Consider the following 21,186-nt stretch of genomic DNA (forward strand, 5'->3'; position numbering starts at 1 on the left):
TAGCCTATTCCAAGGTATTCTCTCCGGAAGTGATATTGATAATTGATAATTGATAATTGATAATTGATAATTGATAATTGATAATTGATAATTGATAATTGATAATTGATAATTGATAATTGATAATTGATAATTGATAATTGATAATTGATAATTGTTTCATTTCAGGTTTAAAACCTCTCCTTTCCAGGATAAAAATTCAAACAGTTACTATTTTCTAATCCTCTCATTTCTAGGTAGAGTTAATTGTCAATTGTCAATTGTCAATTGTCAATTGTTGAACACTTGTTATAGTTAGACAATTCTTTGATTGCTTCTTCTTTGAGTTGTTGTCGAATTGATAAGGGTGAAATTACTTCTCCATTTGGTCGCCAGTCTCGCAAGCGCATCAGGACGTTGATATCACCAGTACGTATCCAAGCCATGTAATAAACATCTTGATTATTTCTTTGTTTGAGAATACCTAAAATCTCTTGTTGCTGGGCTGCGGGAATATTTGTTGTAATTAAATTTGGTAGTTTTTCAAAAGCAATACGCCGAAAAGAATGATGGCGAAATGTGTTATCTACATACCAATGGGCAAATGCGGAGGGAAAACGAATAATTAATAATTCTCGTTTGAGGTAAAAGTTGAATCCCCAAGCTTTCTCTAATTCTGATTGTACATATTCTGGGGTGGGTAAATTTCCTATATGCCACATTTCTTTTAGTTGTTTAGGTATGGCAGGATCTCCCCAGGCTAGAATTTGCAATTTTTCTGAAGCAATGCGGTCAAGACGGTAGTTGTGCCATGTTAAATTTCCTTGAGGATCTAAGCCATAGGCGCTGAGATATTTAGCACGACGTAGGTAATGCAAACAAACTGGATAAACTGTAATTTCTACTTTGCTTTCGGTTTTTGCTATCCAATATTCAAACTGCACTACTCCACCAGGAGGTTTACGCCAAAGCTGTTCTAGCTGTTCTTGATAGTTGTCTACTTGGTCTTGCATTTCTGGAGACAGAATATAATCTAAGTGCAGAAATATCCTTTGTTGTGGTTCTTGGGTAGTTGAGGAAGAAGAAGGAGAATGGTCTAATATTTGTTCCCACAAACTTTGGATGATGATATCTAAGTTTGGTTGGACAAAAGCTATTGACTCTAATACGTGCAGTAGTTCCCAGGTTTGGGGTAAGGACAACTGGGTAAAGGTGGTTTGTGTGGCTGATGGTGTTGTGGGTGCTGGTAGTTCGGCTTTGGGAAGAATTTGATATTGTCCTTTGAGAATTGTTTGTAGCCATCCTAAATTAGTTAGCTGTTTGAGATCATCTCTGATGGAACGATGAACGGTAGCAAAGGGGCGTTGTTGTTGTAGTTCTTGGAGTTGTTTAATATTTATGCCGGTGAGTTGTAATATTTCTTGTTGCCATTCGGTTTCTGATATGTGGCAATTTGATATTTGGATAATTTGCCATGCTGTTTGATGACAGATGCAAGTGATATCTTGACATTTTGTAGTTATTTCTTCGGCGTTGAGTTTTTCGCTTTTGGGATGGTGTGGAGAATATAGGCGATCGCGCAGTTGTGCGTAGGTAAAATTTTTTGGTAGGTCTGTTGTGCAGTTTTCTTCCCCGTAGAGTTTATTTAATATTACCCATAGTCTGATTGAACGCTGTAATCTGTTGGCTAGTTGTCCTGCTGCTAACCAATGTAATATTTGCGGTGTGGGTGGATAGGGGAAGGAGTTCAATGTTTATATTGGTTGGGTTGTATCTGTATTTTTTCACATCCAGGTGTCATAGCAATTCACGAAAATCATATTTTTTTGGTGTTGATGTTTGAAAATATGATTTAGTCTCACGCAAAGGCGCAAAGGCGCAAAGAAAAAGAAAGGTATTTTTTTGAGAAAGGGAAGTTTTTTTAATCCCCTTGCGGGGAAGTGGTTATGAAAAACTATTAAAGTAAAGATACCTACAGATAAGAAATCTGAACTAGCAGGTTTCAATCCCCTTGCGGGGAAGTGGTTATGAAAAACAGGATTATTTAGAAACAAGGCATCAGGATTCGATACAGAGGAGTTTCAATCCCCTTGCGGGGAAGTGGTTATGAAAAACCCTCTGTCAAAAAAGACGGTAGAATTTTTACTCTGTGGGGAGGTTTCAATCCCCTTGCGGGGAAGTGGTTATGAAAAACGTGACCGATCTCAATGATGATTTAGATGAGATCCAGTAGTTTCAATCCCCTTGCGGGGAAGTGGTTATGAAAAACCTGGATGATTAAGAATCATACTAAGAGCTTAGACGCGCTGAACGGTTTCAATCCCCTTGCGGGGAAGTGGTTATGAAAAACCCTACACTTATGAAACCCTTGTCACATTTAGCTTTTAAAGTGCGACTGCACCGAGCTACTGAAACAACAATGTGACAATCAAAACAAGTATTAATTTTTTAAGGTTCAGATAGCTGTATTGAGGCAATAAAAACAGAATAAAACAAAAACCTGAAGATGTCAACTCAAAAAACCAAACTTTTCTTACAATTACAAAAAATTGCTAAATATTAATCTGTGTTGATAATTGACAATTGATAATTGACAATTGACAATTGATAATATTGCTATCCCGAAGATAAATAAAATGATTCTCAATTATGAAAGAAAATATTATTAAGGGTAAAAGCTTTGATTTTGCAGTTCGTGTTGTCAACTTATATAAATATTTAAGTAACGAAAAACAAGAATTTGTTTTATCAAAGCAATTACTCCGATCTGGTACTGCAATTGGCGCATTAGTAAGAGAAGCTGAACAAGCAGAAAGTAAAGCAGATTTCATTCATAAATTAGCAATTTCGCTGAAAGAAGCAAATGAATCAGATTACTGGATAGAACTAATCTATCAAACAGATTACCTCACAGAAAAACAATACAAAAGCATCAAAGATGATAATATGGAGTTAATCAAACTTTTAACTTCCATCATAAAAAGCAGTAAAAAAATTGATAATTGACAATTGACAATTGACAATTATTTTCTTTTGGCGTTGGAATACCCCTCTTCTGTATGGGTGACATAATGATACCTGTCAAACTTGAAAAGACAAATTTATGGTTATGTCTTTATCTGTAGCAATTGATAATTTACAGCATATTGCAGATCAATAAGGTACAAATTTTTAACACAAAGCCTTACACCAAAAGGGTTTTACTGCTGACTGCTGAAAGCTGCTGGAATCAAACCATTTTCAATTGTCAATTATCAATTGTCAATTTTATTTAGATTTATCTACACAGCAAAGGAGAAATGCTGATGACTGAACCTGCTTTACGCTTGTTATTAAGTGAAACCCTGATGGTAGAAGCTTTACAATATCAGATGTTATTGATTGAATTAACAAAAAGCGATCGCATCATTGAACCACAAGACTTGATAGACTTAGAACTACCTGCGGGAATTGATACAACTGGTGGTGTGGTAATTTCTGGACGCGCACCGATTTGGTTATATGGCTATCTTATCCATGAATTACATCCTACAGCTTGGGTGGCTTGTTATGATCCTCGCATGGGTGCGGTAGTGGTAGCTACTCACACTCGGTTAGTGCATATCGGACAAGTAATCAAAATTATTCCTCCCAACGGTAGAACACAGGAAGGGAATTCTACACCAGAAGAATGGTCTAATTATTTTCAGAATCTTCAGGAATTGAGAGCAAAAAATACGTCTATTTCTCCTCTTCCACAACAGGAAAAATTGTGTCCAGCTTTGATGGTTGTCGGTCCTCCTGACAGTGGTAAAAGTGTATTTTCCCATGCGTTGTTTCAAGCTTTGCTATCAGAAAATCCTGATATTTATTTACAACGCGCACATTGGGATGGTGAGGGAAATTATGTGTTAGAAATGGGTACAGAGGCTACAGATGAAGAAATTGAAGCTTTTAAAGCACGTAATCGCGGTTCTCTGACAGAGAGGTTTTTTCCCTACCAAGCGCAAGCTATTCTTCAGTTACGACGACAGAAGTCTCTGGTAATTGTGGATGTGGGTGGGATGGTACAACCAGAAAAATTACCGCTGTTGGAAGTTTGTACACATTATTTAATCATTAGTTCCCGACTGGAAGCGGTGGATGGTTGGCATGATTTTTGTGGTAGTTATGCTAATTTAATACCAGTAGCTGTTATTTTCAGCACTCTCACAGAAGTTGAAATAGTTCACACCTGTGAACCTTATGTAGAAATTACTTGTGGTGCTTGGGTACGAGGTAAAGCGCGTGCTGTTCCAGAGATTTTACTAGAACGAGTAAGAAAGATTGTGAATGGCTAGGAATTAAGAAAATTCAGTAGTAGAGAGACGGAAAATATTATTATGACAGGTATGAGTTCGGTGGCGATCGCAATTAGTTGGTGTTTAGCTTGGGGTAATGGACGGGAACCGCAGAATAAAGAAGTTATCCAGCAAATGCGGGAAGCTTTAAAAAATGATGAAGAATTTCCAGAGGAAGTGAATAAGTTAGTTCAGCAAGCGCAAGAATTAGACGGGTTGAAATTTCCTAATACTGTAGAAGAATTAAAGCAACTAACAGAAAAATATCCTCAATTTTGGGAATCGGAAATTGGTTTAGTTTATGGTGGTGTAACTAAGGTTAAACAGTATGTATTTGAATCAGCAAAAATTCAAGAAGTGCGTGGTGCATCTGGTTTATTAGATAGAATTAATTTAGTTGATTTACCAGCATTTTTCAATCAAATTTATCAACCAGCATCCTCTAATGAAAGAGATAAAAACTTATATACAATTCAATGTAATAATGTAAAAAAATGGTTAAACGATAATTTTAATCAAGACTACGATTTATCAGAAGTTCTCATTCCCCAATTAATCATCTATTCAACAGGTGGAAACATTCTGGCTTTTTGTCCTGCTGCGTATGTTCATGACTTAGCTGATGCTATCGAAAAACGTTATACTCATGAAACATTAACAGCTAATTCCTGTGCGGTTGGTGATACATTTAGACTATTAGAAATTCGGTTTGGATTACTCAAAGAAAAAATAGAAGATACACCTTGGTTAGATTGGTATCAAAAGAATTACCAAAAACCAATTGTTCAAGCTTATTTCGGATTTCCTAAAAATGAAAATGAACGTTTAGAAGTATTTCAAAACCGCAAAAGCTTTAATGAAATCACCACCAAACTAGCCATTTTATTTAATCAACGACGTAGCGGTAATGATATTCCCGGACGACATACCAACCGTCGATATCCAGTCATGTTTGAAACCCATCCTTATTTAGTTAGAGATGGAAGTGATCGACGTTCTACTATTATGAGAGTAGGTGAAGGTGAATTACCAAGAGAAACCTATTTTTCGGAAGCATCAGTTAGAAAATATCTTGTTGGTGATAGAACCAAAGATGGAGATACAGAAGAACCAACATGGTATATTGATTCTAAATTAGAATGGCGTAGAGGTATATTTGAAAGTTGGGTAAAAAGATTTGATAGATTTTTAGAAAAGCATGACTATTTAAAAACCAAATATTATGGAAATATCAAACCTAAAGATGTAGAAATTCCTAAAACATTAACTCATGTATCCAATGCTAGTAATGGCTTTGTAGCCTATATTTACGCAGATGGTAATAACATGGGTGGATATATCCAAAAAATTCGCACTCCTCAGAAATATCAAAAATTTAGTGCAGACGTAAGTAAAGCTACAGAAAAGGCTGTTTTTCACGCAATAGCAGAAAACTTACATCCTCATGTTTTGAAGAATTACAATAATGATGAAGATCATAGATTTAAAAGTGGAGATTTAGTGCATCCATTTGAAATCATTACCATCGGTGGTGACGACATTTTCATCATTGTTCCTGCTAACAAAGCCTTAGAAATTTCTCAAATGATAGGAGAGAAATTTGAAGAAATAATGATTGACAGATCAGATGAAATAACAGATTATAGAATTGAAGCAAATAAACCTGTAGATAAGAGAAAAATTCACCGTTATCAACCACAAACAGCTAAAAACTCAGAATGTAAATTGAGTACATCCATAGGAGTTTTAATTACTGCTGTTAACACACCAATTTACTACGCCAAAGATTTAACAGAACAATTACTAAAATCCGCCAAAGAAAAGGCCAAGAAATTAAAGAAAGTAGAATATCACGGTGGAACAATAGACTTTCTAACTCTAAAATCAGTTAGCATGATTGCATCTAATGTTAAAGACTTCCGTAGTGAAGCGTTAATTATCGAAACTTCTCCTAAATTAAGACTTTATGCAGCACCCTATACATTACATGAAATAGGAGGATTATTAAAATCCATTGCAGCATTGAAAAAAGCCAAGTTCCCCAAATCACAACTTTATCAAATTCGTAGTTTATTAGAACGAGGTAAACACACAGCTATCCTTAACTATCGTTATTTCCGAGTCAGACTTAAACAAGGTAAAGCTGAATTAAAAAGAGATTTTGAAGAAGTTTGGTGTTTACCCAAAGATGAAAATAATAATGGTAACTTAGCACCTTGGATGTATGATGCAGAGGAAAAAATCTACGAAACAATTTGGCGCGATATTGTTGATATTTATGAATTTGTAGAAGAACCAGAAAGTGAAGAATCAGATAAATCAGAAAATTTAACAGCGGGGGTTGAGTCATGATTAAATTAGAACAAATAACTAACTCAACCGAAACTAAAACCATTACCGCTATCATTGACACAGCATTATGTATAGGTGCTGGTGGTTCTTCCGGTTCACTCGCAGATAAACCCATAGTTCGCAACGCAGAAGGAAATTTACTCATTCCTGGTTCACAATTAAAAGGACGTTTACGCCATGAATGTGAGAAAATAGCCAGAGGTTTAAAATGGGATATTTGCTATTCTCCCAACCCGCAAACAATGTGTCCCCAAAGAGCGGGATTAGATGGTAATTTTGAAAGAGAAGAGTATAAAATATCAGAAGATGACAAAAACCATCATTGTTTAATTTGTCAAATCTTTGGAAATCCAGTTTTACCTTCCCGCATCATAGTAGATGATTTAATTTGTGAAGAAGATCCTGATAACTTACCAGAAATTATCCGTCCTGGTGTAACTATCAACCGTCGTCGTCGCACTTCAGAAGAAAGCAAACTTTACTTTTTAGAAACATCACCAGCAAATACAAAACTGAGGTTTAAAGGTGATATTCACCTATTAAATGCACCTCCTTATACAGCACCATTAATTTTAGCCGGATTGAAACATATTAACGCTTTAGGTGGAAGTAAATCAGCCGGTTTAGGTTGGTTAACTTGGGAATTACCAGATTTATCTGTAGAACAAGCAGCATGGGAATTTTTAGCTAAAGGAAGTAGAGAATAATGAAAAAAATTGAGTTAGAAATTAAGGCTTTATCACCTTTAGCAATTGGACACAAGAAACCAGGAGGTAATATTAGTGAAGTTGAAGATTGTATTCCTGGTTCTGTAATTCGTGGTGCAGTTGCTAGTCAGATATTGAAACAAACAAATCAAGAAATTGAACCAGATGATGATTTTTATAAATTGTTTTTGGGTGGAAATCCGGCAATTTTCCAAAATGCTTATCCAGAAGATGCTAAAATTAAATCCGAAGTTATAGTCATACCTACAACTGCGTTAAGTTCTAAAATAAAACCTGGATTTAAAACCAAAGGGGATGGTGTTTTTGACACTTTAATAGACCGCTTTTGTGCAGAAAATTATGGTCAAGTGTATGATTTTAATAGTCCGAGAGAGGGTAATGAAGTAGAAGGAGATAGAGTAGATAATTTTCCTGGTTTTTATAGTCGAAAAAGCAGTAAATATTCTAAGAACTCTGCTAAAACTCGTCTATTAACTAGAGTAGGAATAAACCGAAGACGTGCTACTTCTGAAGAAAGGGTACTTTATAGTATTGAAGTATTAAATGAATCAAAAGAACAGAAAAAGGAAGCTGTCATATACACAAGCAAAATTTTAGCACCTGATGATTTAGCTAATACTCTGCAAACATTTATTCATAATCATCAAGATAGTTTCCGTTTAGGAGGTGCAAGTTCACGTGGTTTAGGAAAGATAAAGATGACAGCCAAACCACCTCAAGAGATTGAATCAAAAGTCAATTATCAAATAGATCAATTTAATCAAAAATTGCGTAAACGTTGGGATGAATGGAGTAATATTTTTGGTACAGTTTCCGACTTACCCGCAAATCGTATTTATTTCACCATTGATTTACAATCGGATGCAATTTTAACAGAAAATTGGCAACGCACAACAGTAATTTCCGAAACAATGCTAAAACAGTTTACAGGGGTGAAGGATTCATCTTTGCAACTTCACACTGCTTATAGTAGCTATGACTATCGTTCTGGTTGGAATGCTGCTTGGGGTTTGATGAAAGATGTGGAGTTAGTGACAAATAGAGGAGGTGTGTATTTATTTAGTACAGACAATAAAGACTCGTGGTTACAAGCTTGGGAAGATTTGGAAATGTATGGAATAGGCGATCGCACTTCCGAAGGTTTTGGACAGGTGCAAATCTGCAATGAGTTTCATTTAGTGTTAAGAGAGGAAGCAGTATGATTGAATTATCAACTCAACAACAGTTACAAATTCAAAAAGGTATACGTTTAGCTGAGGATGATCTCGTTATCTGGATTAAAAGCGCCTTGGATAAAACAAGTTATGGAGACTTAGAAGAATCTCAATTTCGTAACTTACTCCGTGTCGCTGACACTACAGATAGTGCAGAAGTAATTAAGAACTTTATCTGTTATCAAGTTGGACGTGATAAAAAATGGGGACGAGGTAAAGGTTCTTTAGCTGAGAAAATCATTGAAGATATTGATAATAATATCAAGAAATCCGCTCAAATAATTGGTGAATGTTGCGATGCTGATTTTAAACCTATTTGGTTAGAACTAATTCGCCGTTATTTGGGATATGGCGCACGTCATTTGAAGTTTAAGCGTGACGGAAATGCTGCTTAAGTAAAATATTTTTCGTAAATTGAAGGTAAAAACAGAAATGAGAAACACACTAATTTGCACTGTTGGAACAAGTCTATTTGGCAATATCAGAAATTCTGAGGAATCAATAAAAAAAGCATTTGAAGATAAAAATTGGAATCAATTAGCATTGTTATTAATTGAACAAGAAAATACAGCGCGGGTTTGCGGTGCAGAAATAAATTCTATTACCAGTATTTGCAGTAAAAATCTCCTGACATCCAGAATACGCTTGATTTTTTTAGTTTCAGATACCGAAGAGGGTAAGAATACAGGTCAAGTGTTAAAGCTATACTATAGCAATAAAAAAAATTCTTTAAAGTTTGATGAAGTTGATTATCGCATACTTGAAGGTTTACGTGATAATGATGTTAAGGCTTTTAAACAACAGGGGTTAAAAAATTTAGTCAAAGAAATTAGCACAGAAGTAAGAAAATTTACTCCAGAAACAATAGCCATTAATGCAACTGGTGGTTATAAAGCACAGATATCATTTGCTGGAATGATTGGACAAGCATTAGAAATTCCTGTTTACTATTTATTTGAGAAATTTTCAGAAGTGATTGAGTTACCACCACAACCAGTAGCCTTAGATTTAGCATTTTGGTTGAATAATTATCTTTTGTTTGCACAACTTGAGGACGAACAAATTATAGAAGAATCAAAACTAGAAGGTAATCTAGATAGTGAATACTTATATTCACTTATTGATAAAGAAACTGAAGGAGAAACCAATGTAGTTAGTCTTTCAGCAATGGGTGTTTTGTTTAATGAACGTTCTCGATTACAATTTGCTAAACAAGAAAATACTATTCTTTCTCTCATTCCTCAAGACGATACTGAACCAAGTCGTAAAATTATTAACTTAAGAGATGATCATGGTAAGGATATAATTCAGGCATTTTCTGAGAGAGTATGTCAATCTCCTTATGTGAAGAAAGTAATCAATTCTCTGCCTTTTAATCCCAAACGTAGTAACCCAATTCGACGTACAACAGATAATGGAATAGTAGAATTCGTATTAACTTGGACAGATACAGGATTAGGTATATGTATTGAAACAACAGGAAGAAATAAAGCAGAGACAAATACTATAGCCATATACCTACAAAAAAAATTTGCGGAGAATAATTAATTTATGTTCGACACATTCAAAAACCGCCTAGAAATTACCGGAAAACTAACAACAATCACCGCATTACGCATTAGTCAAGGACGTTCCACCGAACCCATAGGAACAGATTTACCCGTCATCAAAGACGCATTAGGACAACCATTAATACCAGGTTCAAGCTTTAAAGGTGCATTAAGATCCCGTCTTGAAAGTTTCCTCAGAGGAATTGATTCTAAATTTGCAGAAGATCCCGCAGATTTTACAACTGCAAATAGAAACAACGAGCTTAAAGAGTTAAAAGAAAAATTCAAAGATAATGACTTACAATTAACAGAAAGTTTGTTAGAAATGACAGATTTAATCTCTCGTCTATTTGGTTCACCCTGGATAGCAAGTAAATTCCAAGTCCGCGACTTAACCGTAGTACCTGATACATGGTTTGGACAATATCAAGAACGTGACGGAGTATCAATAGATAGAGACACAGAAACCGCAGCAGATGGTAAACTCTACGACTTTCAAGTAGTACCAGCTAGTACAGAATTTGAATTTCGCGCAGTAGTTGAAAATGCAGAAGATTGGGAACTAGGATTATTAATGATTGGGTTACACCAATTTGAAACAGAACAAATTCCCCTTGGTGGTGGACGTTCTCGCGGTTTAGGAGTTGTTAAACTAGATATTGGTGAGATGTGGTGGTTTGATTATCCAGAGAATAAACCCGAAGAATTATTAAATTACTTACAAAGGTTAGTTCAAGGAGATAAAAATCATTATTTATGCAGTGAACAACAATTAAAAGAAAACAAGAAAAAATGGACTAATTCTTTTATAAATCATTTACGAGATCATATACATAACCCGCCCAGAACTGATAGCGTAGCGTAGCGTAAGCCATAGTTCCAGGCTAATAGCAAAAGTCCGTTAAAACGGACTAAATCTAGAGACAATAGTCGTCTTGAGACGACTTCTTTTATTAGCCTCAGAATTCATTCTGAGGTGGGCTATAACTTACACTAACATTCATTATGCACAAAAAATTTGTCAATCACTGCACCATAGATTTAACCATCATACCCGATGGTCCCATTCTTATAAAATCTGGAAAAGAAGGTGCAGATCCCACAAAACCAGATATGGAATTTGTCGAAACCTATCATCCTGGTGGACGTACCATATACTTACCTGGAAGCAGTTTAAAAGGTGCAATTCGCGCCCATGCAGAACGTATTGTCAGAACTGTAGGAGAAGAAAAACCTAACAGTAAAAAGCTACCTTGGGCTAATGATCCATTAAATGATAAATATGATTATTTGAAAAATAAATCATCTAGTGAAATTTATCAACTTTCTTCTTTTACCGACCAAATATTTGGCAATACTTCTATTGCTAGTCGTCTGAGAATAGAAGATGCTTATCCAGATAATTCAAAACCATTAAAAACAGAAGAAAGAAACGGTGTAGCTATTGACAGAGTATTTGGTTCTGTTGCTGTTGGTCCATTTAATTATCAAGTCTGCACTGCGGGAGAATTTAAAACCAAATTACATTTAAAAAACTTCACCCTGGCACAGTTAGGTTTAATTGGTTTAGTATTGCGAGATTTAAATGATGGTTGGTTTGGTTTAGGTTTTGCGAAATCTCGCGGTTTGGGTACTGTAGAAGTCAAGTTAAATAAAGCTGTCGTGCAGTATCCTGGTTGTATTTTATCAGCAGATAAACAGGAAATTTGTGCCTTTGGTAATAATAAAAAATGGCGCAATACTTTTCTATTAGGTGTAGGTGAATTTTTAACAGAAGATGACGCGAAATTATACAGTTTTTCACCACAAGATAGTCAAGATACACCTGTTGCTGCTCAAGAAATGGCTTTAGGTTTTGGTGTTGAATTGACTTGGACAGAAGGTAGAGTTAACGATTTATTTGAACGCGGTGTTAGGTCTTGGAGTAAATTATTAGTAGGTACAAAATGAATACTTTTGTAGGTTATAAAGAAAAGCCTTTATCAGTTCCTGAACTGTTGATAGTAATCAATGAATTGAAAACAGACAATACCCATTATTTTCTACGTTGTACTCATGAAGTAAGCGGAATTCAGACGCTTAAAAAAAAGCCAATTACAGAAGATAAATTTCCCATGTTGGAAGGGCAGATATTTAATCATGAATTTGAACTAAGATGGAAACACAAACGAAATAATACTTACGAAGTTCTGCTTTTAACTACTGGTGAAAATCATGATAACTTTCAACAATTAGGTCAAGATTGGCAAATAGAAGAAAGAAAAGCTCATTTTTATCAGTCTACAGAAACTCGCTTTCCTAAAGGTTTTGACTATCCCGACAACCTACATATCAAACAGCGATATTTTCTAGATAAAATAACCGCAACTGTACATTTTATATCGCTCACAGTTGAGAAATAAATTATGACTTACCAACCACCAAAAATACCAACTCCTAAAAGTGCAACTCAGTTGGAAAATTCCAAACCTTATGATTTTGTTTCCTTTCCCAAAGAAAGACCTAACTTACAGCGTCCTTATGGACATCATAAATATGATGCTAATCGTTTACATGGGACAATTTACCTAACTTTGAAAGTGCAAACATCCCTTCATGTTTCCACAGGTGCAGTAGTTTTGGGTAGCGATATTGGTAGTAAAATTTCCCTAATTAAAACAATGATGCAGGGAGTTAATAGCAAATTATCAATTCAAGGTAGTTCTTTAAAAGGTTGTATTCGTTCTGTTTATGAAGCAATTACTAATAGTACATTACCAGTTGTCACTTCTCGATATAAAGATAAAATTCCTCAAGAACGTTTACCTTGTCGAAAAAAAGAACAACTTTGTCCAGCTAGTCGGGTATTTGGTGCATTAGATTGGCAAGGTTTGATAGAATTTAATGATGCTAACTGTGAAAATATAGGATTTTCTACGGGATTTATGCCTTCCTTGCACCGTCCACGTCCAGATCAACGGGATGAATACTTTGTTAATGGTAAAGTAGCTGGACGGAAGTTTTATTTTAATACCTCCAAAGCTATTGATAAAGGACAAAAAGAAGGAATTTCTGTACAACAAGCGGGAAGAGAATATACTTTTACAACAGAAATACAGTTTAAAAATTTACTTCCCGAAGAATTAGGAACATTATTAATTACTTTAGGACAAGACAAAAAATATCCCATAGCTTTAAAAGTAGGTGGTGGTAAACCTATTGGAATGGGAACAATGACAGTCAATGTAGATAAAATCAATCAACCGCAAAATTTAAAACAGCGTTATTTAGCTTATGAAATTAGCGAAGATGACGAATTAACAGGAGCAAAATTAGACCAATTTATTCAAAAACAAATTCAAGCTGCACATTCAAAATTAATCGCTAAAGAACAATTAGATCAACTAGCGGCTATTTTACGTTATCCCAGTGACAGACAACCACCAACAGGAATGTATTAATTATGAGTTTAACAGATAATCAATGGGAAATTGCCCATGCGATCGCACAAACTTTAGTCCAACAAGATACAGATGTCAACGAAGTAGGTAAAACCGTTGCATATCTGCGGACAATAATTGATAAATCTGATGCTACATCTAGATTTTTAACCTACCTCAAAACCTTAGTTAGAGACGGTAAACAAATTGGACACAGTGGTAAAACTTTTGGATATTATCACAATATAGAAATTACCTGTAGTCAGTATTTTAAACCTAACAGTGATGCTCAAACTATTCTGCAAATTTTAGGTTGGGTATCTCGCTTGATGCGATATTACAAAGAAGCAGGTGTTCCCATTGGGGAAATTACCACACCCGCAGCACCAGTTGTCGAGTCAGCACGTCAAGCGGAAATTGCTAAAGTGACGGAATCTCAGGAGTTTAAAGAAGGGGATGTCATAGAAGCGAAAGTTACTAAAATTAGTGGGAATAAGGTCAGTTATGAGATATTGGAAGTCATTAAGCTGACTGAGAAAGAACCAAAAAAGGCAAGTTTACTACAGGAAGGACAGATAGTGAAGGTTAAAATTGCTGCTTTGAAAGAGGATGGAAGTATTAAGAGTGTGAAGTGTATTGAGTGACTTGTCATCTAGAAAAAATCCGTGATAGTATGAGAAATACAGTTCCCTATAACTTGGCAAGGAGTATTAACAACTATGAAAGGACGCAAATATGAAGCAAGTGGATAACCAGACTAATTCTAATTATTCTAACCACCCTGCATCGTCGGTATCTCGCTCTCGCAAAAGTAAAAAACGTTCTAGTGGCTCTCGCTACAAGTTTGTTTACAGTTCTCAGCAAACTGAAACTGCTGCTAAGTCTTTAGATTTTTGTCTGGAAGGTATACCTTTCAAGTTGTCTAAGGATTTGGAACTCCTCTACAAAAGCAAGAAAGAAGCCAGGAGGTATCCAAAAGCAGTTGTAAGGGCTTTTTTTAAAGTTCTGCGGATGATCTCAGGTAATTCCAGTGATCAAAAATCACCTAGCTTTAAAAATCTAAAATTTCATAAGCTGGAACGGAATTGTAAGCAAGAGTATGCTTTGTGGCTTACAGCTAACCAGAGGTTAATAACACAATTTAAGACAATAGGAGGTGTTAAGTATCTGGTGATAATCAAGATTGAAGATTATCACTAAACTTTTGAAGCTGTAGGGATGATTTTATAATCTCTACAGCTTTTTAACTCAAGATAGATGATAAAATAATGATGCTTGTCAGAGTTTAATTAATATCTTAAGCTTCCTCGCAAGGGGACGGAAACTCTGATCCGTGAGATGCTGGATGATTAGACTAATTATTCGTCTCCCATCTCTCTTCCCCGCAAGGGGATTAAAATTAAAAAATAATTGGTTAAATTAGTGTCAAAAAAAAATGGAGTATTAATTTACTATGAAAACAAAACCTTTCAGCGAATTAAGCAAGAAAATGACACCAGAGCGCAGAGCAAAAAGTAAAACTATTGCTCAAATTATGCTACTGCATATTAATCTTCTAGAACTACAACAGTCTTTAGGGTTAACGGAAGCTGAAATAGAAGCACAATTTAAGGATTTTTCGTCAATTACTTGTGAGTTAGAAAACCAATTAGAAAACCAAGAAGACATTCAAATTTCCACTCTTTCTCGTTATATCAAAGAATTAGGAGGGAATCTCAAAATAGTAGCTCATTTTCCAAATAAGGAAATTACTCTTGCTCAATTCGAGTAAGCATTATTACAGTTGATCAAGTTTTTGCAGCTTAATTAATAATTTAAATTATCTAGTATGGGCATTGTTTTATGTACGAAAAAGCCTGATTTTTAAGTTATTTACAATGCCCACTCTACGGTTATTGAAAATAATGCAAGATATCAGTATAAAACCTTGCCAATTTTAATCAATCATTACTATCTTGGAGTTCTTCAGCACTTCTCTTAGCTGTGTCTGGGTACACAGAACCCCATTGTTTTAAAGCTTCACCAGATTGTTTTGTAATTCTTTTAGCTCTTTCACCAGGAGCATTTTCTGTTTCACGTGCTTCTTGATGCCATTCTCCTGTAGTTTTAGGTCTATCAGCATCATCTTTATGTACAACTCTGTCCAATCTTCTGGTGACAGAGTCGCTACTACTTCCAGATTCAATACTAGAATCTAAGCTTGTTGCGAACACTGCAAAATCAACTAAGAAAATAGCCAAAACACGCTAAAATTCCCATTTTTGACATATAAACTTAATAGAATTTAGTAATTTAGTAAATAAAATTGCCATCATTATACTCCATCAGTTCAATGTAAATAAATTACTACTTAGTAAAGCTTGATTGGTTAGATAATCATATGCATTAGAGATGATTCAGTCAATCATATTGGTTTGATCACCAATTTAGCTGCCACTAGCACAATTCAAAATTAGAAATAAAAAGCTAGTTATTCCTCTAACAAAAGTTATAAAATATCTATAGACTAAGGCAGATTCGTAAAATAGAGAATATTGAAAGTGAATGAGGTACAAACTTTAATTAGGGCTTGCAGCAAGAGAGTTTTAGGACTTCCAGAAATTAAATTATCCAATTTTGAGAGCGAAAAATTTTTCCTCCCCTGCGTCCCCTGCGTCCCCTGCTTACTCAACGAGTGGATATTTTTTTATTTGGAAGTCCCTTTAGGCTGACTCCTCATAGCTGATAGCTCCTGTAATCCCCACAAGGGGACGGAAATCGAGTAAAATATTCAACATCACCGACAAGTGCATCAGACAATGCCAAGAACAGCTACATCCAGCAAACGCAAAACTCAACCCCAAGGAAACACCCCTCTATCTTGGGCAGATGATACAGAATTAGTTGGTTTAGTTTTTGACCTAGAAGCAACCAGTACCGCTTCCCTTTATTCTCAATACAGCATTGGACTTCACGCTTGGTTTCTCGACCAAGTACGGCAATATAACCCCGAACTTTCTGCATATCTGCATGATGGCGAATCAGAAAAACCCTTCAATATTTCCGCCCTCGAAGGTCAATTGCTTCCCACTGGTAAACAACTGCAACTACAAGCAAACCAAACTTACCGTTGGCACGTCAACGCTATTTCCCAACCAGTAGTTCAGTTTTTTAGTCAATGGTTAACCCAATTGCCCCCTCAACTACAATTAAGAGATGCACCATTGCAGATAAAACAGGTGCGTATTGCCCATGCACCGACTACCTACAAACTGCTAAACGCACCTATAAATAAATATTCTGATGTGAGTCTGAGTTTTGTTTCACCTACCAGCTTTCGTCGCAAAGGTCATCATTTCCCCCTTCCCGTTCCTATTAATCTTTTTCACAGCTACCTCCGACGCTGGAATGATTTTTCGGGAATGCCTGTAGAACAAGATGCTTTTCTGGAATGGATAGATGAAAATGTCATCATTCACCAGCACCGCTTGGAGTCGGTAAAAGTAGCAGCGGGAAAACGGGGTTCTGTGACTGGTTTCACTGGGGCAATTTCCTGTGGGTTGAGTAAATCTGCGTTAGCTAACACTGAATTTACCCAGTTGTTTTATGCTTTAGTCCGACTTTCTCCCTACTGTGGCACAGGTCACAAAACCACCTTTGGACTAGGACAAACCCGTTTAGACTGGGTAGAACCAGAACCAACTACACATTCTGAAGTATTAACAAATTTACTAGGAGAACGCATAGATGAATTAACAGCAATCTTTACAGCCCAACGCAAACGTACAGGGGGCGATCGCACTGACAAAATTGCTTCCACCTGGGCAACGATTTTAGCACGGCGAGAAATGGGAGAATCATTGCAGACCATAGCCCAAGATTTGGAAATGCCCTATGCCACCGTTAAAACTTATGTAAAATTAGCTCGGAAGGCACTTAAAGATACTGTTTCCAGTTCCTAATATATGCCGGTGTTGAGCAAAAAGCGATCGCTTGATCAAACAGCTTTATTTTCACAAAATTAACGTTGTGAGATCCCCAATACTCGCCATTTTTCCCGACTGAGGAAGAAACCAATATCATTAGTATTAGTGCAAGTTAATCCAATTTTTTGGGAAACGCACTTAAACCCGCCATGATTCCAAGTTTGACCATAGGCTAGAACAGATTTATTCGGGTCAGCGATAGTATCACTAATGCACAGAATTTCCGGTTTACTCGTCGCAGGTAATAGAAAACCACGTCCCCAGTCAAATTCACAATATCCAGAGTAAGGTTGAGGGGGTTTAGGTTTGAGTGAACTAACAATTTCACAACGTAAACATCAGGAGATTAATTTTATTTGAGACGAGTTGTATAGATTGGCGTTGGAATTAATGAATTTTCTTAATTACTTGAAAACATCGCTAAATCAGTTTTTAAAAACTTAATATGTTTAATAAACCCATTTTTATTTTATTACATCCTGAAAATCCTCAAATCCTTGATATCCTGATTCTGACAAATACTTACCTTGTGACTTTATATACGACAATTATCTAAATTTAATTCATAACCAAGTTTTTGAATACGTTGATAATGGGCTGTATTTCCAGTGACTAAAACTAGATTATTAGCTATAGCAATACTAGCAATTAAAGAATCTGCTAGACCAATGGGTTGACCAATTTTTTCTAAATCTGCACTAATACGTCCACTTAATTCTGAACTTTTTTGATCAAATGTTAATATTTATGCTGCTTTAATGTCTATTAAAAATTTATCAATTTTATCTTCTCTTTTCAGTTTATGCCAACCTTTAACAATCTCTGTAACAGTAATCATGGAAATAGTATAAAACCCAAATTCCCAAAGATAAAACTTAGCCCTATTGAAAACAACAGGGTTAATACCTTTACGAATTTCCGAAAAAATATCTGTATCAAGCAGGACTTTTTTCCACTTCCTTCTTTTTGCTTCTGCCTCTATTGGTAATAATATCATCTAGCATTTTATCTACCATTTCTGCTTCATTTTCCCAACCTCCTAACAATGGATAATTATCTATTTCTGATTTTGCCATTTGTTGAATAGCTTTGATAAATAATTCTTGAGGAGTACAGTTATATAGCTTTGATAACCAAAATAACTGTGATTCTGTACCAGCATCTATTTCTATTTCCAGCTTTTTCATATTGTTAGTTTATGTTATGCTAGTGTTACAATAATTATATCATGTAATTATAAAAATTACAATCACAAGATATTATCTATCATTACATTAAAAAAAATTGCCATTTTCAAGAATCAAAAACATCCTGTAAATCCTTAAATCCTGGATATCCTGATTCTGACAAAATCTGCGTTTATCTGCGTTTATCTGCGTTTTCTATCCTAAAAATCCTCAAATCCTGGATATCCTGATTCCGACAATTAAATTATCAAATTCCCAAACTTAGGACTCCACCATCCCTTAGCAGTATGAAAATAAGCCGCATCCTTATGTTTATTATCCTTCCAAGAGTCCTTACCAGAACACCTCAACATAGTTTTATTCTGCCCATCTTTAATATAACTATACTCCTCTAAAGGTTTCTTACATACCGGACAGGGATAAGATGTGATCTTAGCTTCCGTTTTAGTAGTCTTTTCACTTTCCGATGTTTTAGTTTTTGGTGCTTCCCAACTTTTATGAAAATCACTCCAAAACAAAACAACATTTTCACACCCACTCACACATTTAAGAAAGTATTTCTTCTTCACCTTACTACTAGGAATTTTAGCTAAAAAGTTTTTGCATTCAGGACATCTGGTTTTTGAACTTTCATATTTACGATCTACTTTACCATTAGCTTTAGTTGTAGTTGCTGAATTAACAACCACAGTTTTAGCCTGAGAAAGCGCAGGGACAAAATAACTTTGATTCCAAGTAGTTAAATAAGATTGCCAAGAATTTTTACCTTCAGCAATTTTATCTAATTCTGCTTCCATCTTGGCAGTAAATTCTGCCTCTAATAAATCTGGTAATGCCTTTTGTAAAAACTCGTCAACTTCTAACCCTAAAGCTGTAGGATGAAGATGATCTTTTTTCAATTCAATATAATTACGTTTCTTTAATGTCGCAACCGTAGGCGCGTAGGTACTAGGACGACCAATACCTTTTCTTTCCATTAATTGTACAAGTTTTGGTTCACTGTACCTTGGTGGTGGTTGGGTTTGTTTCTTTTCATGTCCGGCATTTTCTAAAGTTAGTATTTGTCCCTGTTGGACAACGGGTAAAACGGCATCTTTACCCAGATTAGGCCAGTATTTCGCATAACCGTAAAATTCTACAACCTGTCCCCTAGCTTGCCATAATAAATTTCCTGATTGAGTAATGATTAGAGTTTTTCTCACTTGTGCGGGACGACATTGGGAAGCGATCGCTCTTTTCCAAATCATCACATACAGGTTAAACTCATCTTCAGGTAATTCTGCCCGCAACTGTACCGAAGGACGAAACACATCTGTAGGACGAATCGCCTCATGTGCTTCCTGTGCTGTTTTACTACTGCGGTGTTTAGCTACTTGCTGGGGTACATTCTGGGGGTCATGTTCCTCCAACCACTTACGCGCACTGGCACAAAATTCCGGACTTAACATCACTGAATCGGTTCGCATATATGTTATTAAACCAGCCTCATATAACTTTTGTGCCACCTGCATGGTTTTTTCCGGGGCAAATTTCAGTTTAGAACCGGCTGCTTGTTGTAGGGTTGAGGTGGTAAATGGTGGAGGGGGTTGACGGTAGGTGAGTTTCCCTTCAACTTGGATGACTTGATGGGGATGCTGCTTTGCTTCTGCAACTAATCTGTCTGCTTCTGCTTCGGAAAGAACCCGCTTAGATTCGGGTTTTTCTGGGTTATTAGTAGCTGCATCATCGTGGGTTTCTGTTTCCGGTTCTGGTGTTTCTGTGGCAGTGTTAACTGTACCTTTGTAGAAAGCCCGAAATCCTTCTTTGTAGTCTACCCACACACTCCAGTAATCTTGGGGAACAAAGACTTGTATTTCTCTTTCGCGCTGACAGATGAGGTGTAATGTGGCGCTTTGGACTCTACCTACACTTTTTGCACCGTTATTTAATGCCCAAACTAAGGGACTACCTTTGTATCCTACTAGCTTATCAAGGCAATCTCTACATAATCCTGCACCGATTAAGTTGAAGTCAAGTTTTCGAGGATGGGAAATGGCTGTTTTTACCGCCGATGCTGTAATCTCTGTATAAACTACTCGGTTGGGTTCTCTCAATCCCAGGGTTTCTTTGAGATGCCAAGCAATGGTTTCTCCTTCTCGGTCTGGGTCTGTTGCTAAAACAACTTCATCAACTTGTTTAACAGCAGCTTTGAGTTGTTGAATGGTTTCTTTAGCGCGTTGGTCACGGGGAATATAATTACAACGGACATTGTTACCTTCCATTGTGAATCCTAGGGAATCTTCACCCTCATTGCTGAGTTCGCGGATATGTCCACAACTAGCACGAACAATCCAATCTGTACCGAGAATTTGACTCAGTTTTTTGACTTTTCCGGGTGATTCAACCACTAGGAGACGTTTGGGCATAGCACCTGATTTTTCCATCTTTCACATAGCAATGTTAAAATAAATCACCGTTGATGTGAAAGATAATA

General features: G+C 36.0%; 22 protein-coding genes and 1 CRISPR repeat array. Of the genes, 15 read left to right on the forward strand and 7 right to left on the reverse strand.

The window, feature by feature from the left end; all coding sequences use genetic code 11:
• Positions 1 to 4: 4 nt before the first annotated feature.
• Both A0J48_RS05065 and A0J48_RS05070 read right to left on the reverse strand, forming a co-directional pair.
• Positions 5 to 163 carry an alpha/beta hydrolase gene (locus A0J48_RS05065; protein WP_200320944.1) on the reverse strand — a complete coding sequence of 53 codons (159 nt, stop codon included), beginning with the start codon at positions 161 to 163 and terminating at the stop codon, positions 5 to 7.
• 100 nt (positions 164 to 263) lie between these two features.
• Positions 264 to 1,730, reverse strand: a complete 1,467-nt coding sequence (locus A0J48_RS05070; RefSeq protein WP_200320946.1) for a TIGR03985 family CRISPR-associated protein — start codon at positions 1,728 to 1,730, stop codon at positions 264 to 266.
• A 167-nt stretch (positions 1,731 to 1,897) separates the two neighbouring features.
• Positions 1,898 to 2,329: a CRISPR direct-repeat array (repeat unit 37 nt; unit sequence GTTTCAATCCCCTTGCGGGGAAGTGGTTATGAAAAAC).
• 299 nt (positions 2,330 to 2,628) lie between these two features.
• Between A0J48_RS05070 and A0J48_RS05075 the strand changes: the two genes are divergently transcribed.
• From A0J48_RS05075 to A0J48_RS05140, 14 genes are all read left to right on the forward strand, one after another.
• Entirely contained in the window at positions 2,629 to 2,985 is a 357-nt protein-coding gene (locus A0J48_RS05075; protein WP_200320948.1) for a four helix bundle protein, read from the forward strand.
• A 299-nt stretch (positions 2,986 to 3,284) separates the two neighbouring features.
• Complete coding sequence (gene crn3 / locus A0J48_RS05080; protein WP_200320950.1) at positions 3,285 to 4,298, forward strand: CRISPR-associated ring nuclease Crn3/Csx3; 1,014 nt, start codon at positions 3,285 to 3,287, stop codon at positions 4,296 to 4,298.
• A 42-nt stretch (positions 4,299 to 4,340) separates the two neighbouring features.
• Positions 4,341 to 6,650 carry a type III-B CRISPR-associated protein Cas10/Cmr2 gene (gene cas10 / locus A0J48_RS05085; RefSeq protein ID WP_200320952.1) on the forward strand — a complete coding sequence of 770 codons (2,310 nt, stop codon included), beginning with the start codon at positions 4,341 to 4,343 and terminating at the stop codon, positions 6,648 to 6,650.
• Positions 6,647 to 7,357, forward strand: coding sequence for an RAMP superfamily CRISPR-associated protein (locus tag A0J48_RS05090; protein ID WP_200320954.1), 711 nt, complete (start codon positions 6,647 to 6,649; stop codon positions 7,355 to 7,357). Before cas10 ends, A0J48_RS05090 begins: the two co-directional genes overlap by 4 nt.
• Positions 7,357 to 8,580, forward strand: a complete 1,224-nt coding sequence (gene csx10 / locus A0J48_RS05095) for a type III-D CRISPR-associated RAMP protein Csx10 (RefSeq protein WP_200320956.1) — start codon at positions 7,357 to 7,359, stop codon at positions 8,578 to 8,580. The genes A0J48_RS05090 and csx10 overlap by 1 nt, the downstream gene beginning before the upstream one ends.
• Complete coding sequence (locus tag A0J48_RS05100) at positions 8,577 to 8,987, forward strand: hypothetical protein (protein ID WP_200320958.1); 411 nt, start codon at positions 8,577 to 8,579, stop codon at positions 8,985 to 8,987. Before csx10 ends, A0J48_RS05100 begins: the two co-directional genes overlap by 4 nt.
• Before the next feature lie 37 nt (positions 8,988 to 9,024).
• Positions 9,025 to 10,140 (forward strand): putative CRISPR-associated protein, encoded by a 1,116-nt coding sequence (locus A0J48_RS05105; protein ID WP_200320960.1) that lies wholly within the window; start codon positions 9,025 to 9,027, stop codon positions 10,138 to 10,140.
• Between the two features lie 3 nt (positions 10,141 to 10,143).
• Positions 10,144 to 11,007, forward strand: coding sequence for a type III CRISPR-associated RAMP protein Csx7 (gene csx7, locus A0J48_RS05110; RefSeq protein ID WP_200320962.1), 864 nt, complete (start codon positions 10,144 to 10,146; stop codon positions 11,005 to 11,007).
• A 140-nt stretch (positions 11,008 to 11,147) separates the two neighbouring features.
• A complete protein-coding gene (locus tag A0J48_RS05115) occupies positions 11,148 to 12,092 on the forward strand; it encodes an RAMP superfamily CRISPR-associated protein (RefSeq protein WP_200320964.1) in 945 nt (314 codons plus the stop codon).
• Positions 12,089 to 12,544 (forward strand): hypothetical protein, encoded by a 456-nt coding sequence (locus tag A0J48_RS05120; RefSeq protein ID WP_200320966.1) that lies wholly within the window; start codon positions 12,089 to 12,091, stop codon positions 12,542 to 12,544. The genes A0J48_RS05115 and A0J48_RS05120 overlap by 4 nt, the downstream gene beginning before the upstream one ends.
• A gap of 3 nt (positions 12,545 to 12,547) precedes the next feature.
• Positions 12,548 to 13,582 carry an RAMP superfamily CRISPR-associated protein gene (locus tag A0J48_RS05125; protein WP_200320968.1) on the forward strand — a complete coding sequence of 345 codons (1,035 nt, stop codon included), beginning with the start codon at positions 12,548 to 12,550 and terminating at the stop codon, positions 13,580 to 13,582.
• A gap of 2 nt (positions 13,583 to 13,584) precedes the next feature.
• On the forward strand, positions 13,585 to 14,205 hold the full coding sequence (locus A0J48_RS05130) for a hypothetical protein (RefSeq protein ID WP_200320970.1): 621 nt from the start codon (positions 13,585 to 13,587) through the stop codon (positions 14,203 to 14,205).
• Between the two features lie 91 nt (positions 14,206 to 14,296).
• Entirely contained in the window at positions 14,297 to 14,761 is a 465-nt protein-coding gene (locus A0J48_RS05135; RefSeq protein WP_200320972.1) for a type II toxin-antitoxin system RelE/ParE family toxin, read from the forward strand.
• Positions 14,762 to 15,014: 253 nt separating this feature from the next.
• The gene (locus A0J48_RS05140; protein ID WP_200320974.1) at positions 15,015 to 15,332 is read left to right on the forward strand and encodes a transcriptional regulator; all 318 of its coding nucleotides are present in this window, start codon (positions 15,015 to 15,017) and stop codon (positions 15,330 to 15,332) included.
• A gap of 169 nt (positions 15,333 to 15,501) precedes the next feature.
• On the opposite strand, the gene A0J48_RS05145 is transcribed toward A0J48_RS05140, so the two are convergent.
• Entirely contained in the window at positions 15,502 to 15,774 is a 273-nt protein-coding gene (locus A0J48_RS05145) for a hypothetical protein (protein WP_325078510.1), read from the reverse strand.
• Between the two features lie 585 nt (positions 15,775 to 16,359).
• Between A0J48_RS05145 and cas6 the strand changes: the two genes are divergently transcribed.
• Entirely contained in the window at positions 16,360 to 17,502 is a 1,143-nt protein-coding gene (cas6, locus tag A0J48_RS05150; RefSeq protein WP_200320976.1) for a CRISPR-associated endoribonuclease Cas6, read from the forward strand.
• Between the two features lie 59 nt (positions 17,503 to 17,561).
• On the opposite strand, the gene A0J48_RS27570 is transcribed toward cas6, so the two are convergent.
• From A0J48_RS27570 to topA, 4 genes are all read right to left on the reverse strand, one after another.
• Positions 17,562 to 17,849: a DUF6636 domain-containing protein gene (locus tag A0J48_RS27570; RefSeq protein ID WP_325078516.1), complete on the reverse strand. Its 288-nt coding sequence runs from the start codon at positions 17,847 to 17,849 to the stop codon at positions 17,562 to 17,564.
• 422 nt (positions 17,850 to 18,271) lie between these two features.
• Entirely contained in the window at positions 18,272 to 18,523 is a 252-nt protein-coding gene (locus A0J48_RS26750; RefSeq protein WP_234300728.1) for a PIN domain-containing protein, read from the reverse strand.
• Positions 18,462 to 18,713, reverse strand: coding sequence for a hypothetical protein (locus A0J48_RS05160; protein ID WP_200320977.1), 252 nt, complete (start codon positions 18,711 to 18,713; stop codon positions 18,462 to 18,464). Before A0J48_RS05160 ends, A0J48_RS26750 begins: the two co-directional genes overlap by 62 nt.
• A gap of 239 nt (positions 18,714 to 18,952) precedes the next feature.
• A complete protein-coding gene (topA, locus tag A0J48_RS05165; protein WP_200321030.1) occupies positions 18,953 to 21,118 on the reverse strand; it encodes a type I DNA topoisomerase in 2,166 nt (721 codons plus the stop codon).
• Positions 21,119 to 21,186 lie beyond the last annotated feature (68 nt).

The sequence above is a fragment of the Sphaerospermopsis aphanizomenoides BCCUSP55 genome (genome assembly GCF_001586785.1).
Lineage (GTDB): Bacteria > Cyanobacteriota > Cyanobacteriia > Cyanobacteriales > Nostocaceae > Sphaerospermopsis_A > Sphaerospermopsis_A aphanizomenoides_A.